A 3,412-nucleotide genomic window follows, 5' to 3' on the forward strand; every position below is an offset into this window, starting at 1 on the left:
TGACGACGTCGACCTTGTCCTGCGGCAGGACTTCGGCGATCACGTGCTCGGGGTCGATGCCCACCTCGGCGGCCACGGCTTCGGCGACGGCCCGGTTGTCACCGGTGAGGAGGATGGGGGTCAGCCCGAGGGCGCGCAGGCGGCGGATCGCTTCGGGGCTGGTTTCCTTGACGGCGTCGGCGACTTCGAGGACCGCGCGGGCCTCGCCGTCCCAGGCGATGGCGGGACGCGGGTGGTGAAGCTGAGAAACCAACTGTAGGACCGCGTTGCGGTCCTACAGTTCCTGGGCCGTCAGCCCCATCCGGGACCCCAACCAGGTGGGCAGGTCTGCTTGGGAGGACAGGGCTTGGGGGACACGGCGGCGGTGCTGTTCGGTGCGTGGTGGTCAGCCGCAGCCGCGCTGATGGCTCCCGCGCCGGCCGCTAGGGCGATCAGGGGAGCGGTACAGACGGCGGCAACCACGCGCCTGACCGTCGAGATGTTTGCACGCATGGCAACTTCCCCTTTCGAGGGTGAGCACTGGATCTCAGGTGGCGTTCAGTTCTGGTGACACTCAGTGGCCCCAGCCCCAACCGTGGTCGCCCCAGCCCCAGCCGTGGCCGTGGTGGTGTTCATCACCCCAGCCCCAGCCGTGGTGGTGGCCTCCACCCCAGCCCCAGCCGTTGTCGTCGCCCCAGCCCCAGCCCCAGCCGCTGTCCTGGTGGAACGAGACGACGTGTTCAGGCGCGGCGATGGCGGCTGCGTGGGCGGCTCCAGCTCCGGCGGCGATGGCCAGGATCGGTGCCGACGCGACCGCGATAGCCACTTTCTTGATACGGGTGTGTACGCGCTCGGTGAGCCCCTCTCCGAGGGTGTGCGTGATTTTCTGGCGGCCTCGATGGGCCGTCCCCTGTGCTTCCAAGCCTGCGCGTAGCTCTGTGCGCCGCTCGCCGCCCGCGAAGAGCATTCAGGCGGCGGACCATCACCTCCGATATCGACCACAAACGTTTGCGAACCTTCAAGGTTGATGTTGTTGCGGAGAAGGTTTTGCTTCCTGCTAATCCATACGGAAATGACGTTCGTCGGGATTGCTCGGCTGTCGAACTCACGATGCGACAGTTTCTGATTCCGCAGAGCAGCCGGCGGCGCGGAGGGGGCGAGCGGGGCCCTGGACCGGTGGGGGACTCACTCCTACCGCCAGCGGTGGGGCATCCGCATAACCAGGTGCTCGGGCAGGTCTGCCGGGCTCCGGGGCGCACTCGACGCGGTGGTCGTGGCCCCGGGAGAGGCAGGCGGTGAGGCGGGCTGGACGGAGTGCGGGCCCGGCCAGGAGGGCGTAGCGGATGCTGGTACGGCTCGGCTGCCCGGCTGGTCGACTTGGAGCGTGGAGGCGTATGTGCTGGTCACGTTCCATCTCCGGCCTCGTCCAGGGCCTGGCGGAGTTGGCCGATGTCGGGCGCTCCGGCTGGACCGCTGTGGGTGCCGTACATCCGGCAGGCCGGCGACGGGACCGCGCCGGGCTCGGCGAACGGGTCGCGGCCGTCGATGAGGATCGTCGGGGAGCCGGTGACGCTGGACCGCTCGGCCTCGGCCTGGTCGCTGATCACCCGCGTGGTGAAGCCTGTGGCGCTCAGCCCGGCGGCGTCCGGGGCCTGCCCCAGCCGCTCCTCGGCGAGCTGCCGATGGGGGCAGTTCGGCACGACCAGGACCTCGATCTCCATGTCGCCAGGATCACGCGCCCCGGCGCCGTGCGGGCCGAAGGGACCGACCTGAGCCGCGCCGCACTTCATCCGGTGCGTCCGGGGACCACTCGCCCTCCCTTGTGCCGCGGGCCTGCGCCAGCAGCTGGGCCACGACGTCCTTCGTCCCGTCCTCGGTCTGCCGGGCGGGCGTGTCCACCAACTTCTCGCCGGCGCCGTCGAGGACCTGCCGCTGGAGACGTTCCATCAGCTCGGGGTCGGTGCCGCTGCCGGGCCCGGTGAGGTCCACGCGGGTCGTCCGGCGTGGGGCCTTGATCTCGGGCCAGGCGGCCGGTGTTGCGGTGGCCTCGGCTTCGGCGAGCGCGCGCTAACGCGAGGCGACCGACGGTGCTTGCCCGCGTTCTTGCCCGTCTTGATCGTCAGCTCCTTCGCGATCTCCGGCACGGGGACACCGCGGTCCTTCAGCGCACGGGCGGAGACGGGTGTGTCCTCGTCGGCCCCTGGGTGCCGTCCTTCGGCATGTCCGCGTGTGCGGCGTCCGGGCGTGCGGCGTCCGGGCCGCGCTCGCCGGGCTGCCGGGGCCGGCCGGTTCGCCGGTGCTGTTCGAGCAGGGTCACGGTGAGCTGCTGATGATTGTCAACTGGCGTAGGCCTGCGAGACCTTGAGGGTGTCCTCGTAGAGGTGGAACAAGACGATCTTGTCGCCCGCCACCTGGAAGTGCATGGCGACAGGCATGTCGTAGACCCTGCCGGTGCTCCTGGCTTCGCGCGTGAACCGGCCCAGCATGACTGCGTGATCGCCGTCGACCAGCAGGGCCTTGACCTGGTCCACGTTCTTCTCGGGGACGATGTTGTCCTCCAGGGTCCGCAGGTAGTCGGCCACGTCGCTGCCTTTGGAGCGGTGTCCGGTCCAGGGCAGGGAGGGTGAGCCGGGAACGTACCAGTCGATGTCCTTTGCGAACGCTGCGGCCACTGCGTCCGGGTCTCCGGCGGCGAGCAGTGCGAAGAAATTCTCCACGATCTCACGCGTTGTCATGATCAGGAACCTTTCGGAACGGGAGACCCGGAGCGTCGCCCCGGGACGAGGAACTGCTGCATGAATCGCCGGTTCCGAAAGCTCACGGGAAACAGCCAAACCCGTCGACGGATCAAGAGGGAATTCATGTGCAGGCCAAGTACAACAGTTATGGACCGGTGAGTCAAGAACTGTGCCCGAGCGCCTTGCGCAGGGTATGGACGGCCTGCTCGATGGCGGCCGTCGCGGCCTGGGTGGGGCGCAGGGGATTGAGCATTATCCAGCCTCCGCCGTGAACGTAGAGGATGACCGGCAGGCCCGCGGCAGCGCCGACCGGCTTGACGATGCGGACCCGGACGTCGCCCACCTCGGCGGGCACCGTAATCCACGTGTCCTCCACGTCAGGCTTTTCGACAGGTGCCGACTGGATGTCGTCCAGCACCTTGCGGGCGGGCGCCTTTTGGGCCGAGTTCTTGAAGTTCTCCCCTTCCTTCGCAAGCTCAGGAAGGGGATTCCTGTCTACCTTGTGGTGACAGGCTTGACGGTTCTGGCCGCCCTGCGACCGCGCCTTCCGGCGGCCGGGACCTCCACGCTGATGTGGCCGATCCGTACAGGTGCAAGATGTTCCGGGCTGCGTTCCAGTCGGCGTTGCCCTGGAAGTCGCAGTCGGGGTTCTTGCATATGAACGTGGCCTGGTCTTCTCTGCTGCCGGGGAGGGT

The 3,412-nt window shown here is 68.4% G+C and carries 4 protein-coding genes and 2 pseudogenes; all 6 read right to left on the reverse strand.

Annotated elements, in window-relative coordinates; genetic code table 11:
• Window positions 1-223 (reverse strand): annotated as a pseudogene (locus tag SRB17_RS45105) (HAD family hydrolase); the annotation flags it as partial.
• A 330-nt stretch (window positions 224-553) separates the two neighbouring features.
• The gene (locus SRB17_RS45110) at window positions 554-805 is read right to left on the reverse strand and encodes a hypothetical protein (RefSeq protein WP_153548028.1); all 252 of its coding nucleotides are present in this window, start codon (window positions 803-805) and stop codon (window positions 554-556) included.
• A gap of 577 nt (window positions 806-1,382) precedes the next feature.
• Window positions 1,383-1,700: a DsbA family protein gene (locus tag SRB17_RS45115; protein ID WP_153548030.1), complete on the reverse strand. Its 318-nt coding sequence runs from the start codon at window positions 1,698-1,700 to the stop codon at window positions 1,383-1,385.
• A 10-nt stretch (window positions 1,701-1,710) separates the two neighbouring features.
• On the reverse strand, window positions 1,711-1,968 hold the full coding sequence (locus tag SRB17_RS45120) for a hypothetical protein (protein ID WP_153548033.1): 258 nt from the start codon (window positions 1,966-1,968) through the stop codon (window positions 1,711-1,713).
• Between the two features lie 347 nt (window positions 1,969-2,315).
• The gene (locus SRB17_RS45125) at window positions 2,316-2,714 is read right to left on the reverse strand and encodes a nuclear transport factor 2 family protein (protein ID WP_153548035.1); all 399 of its coding nucleotides are present in this window, start codon (window positions 2,712-2,714) and stop codon (window positions 2,316-2,318) included.
• 247 nt (window positions 2,715-2,961) lie between these two features.
• A pseudogene (locus SRB17_RS45130) lies at window positions 2,962-3,144 on the reverse strand (esterase); the annotation flags it as partial.
• Window positions 3,145-3,412 lie beyond the last annotated feature (268 nt).

It is taken from the genome of Streptomyces sp. RB17 (genome assembly GCF_009604455.1).
Taxonomy (GTDB): Bacteria; Actinomycetota; Actinomycetes; order Streptomycetales; family Streptomycetaceae; genus Streptomyces.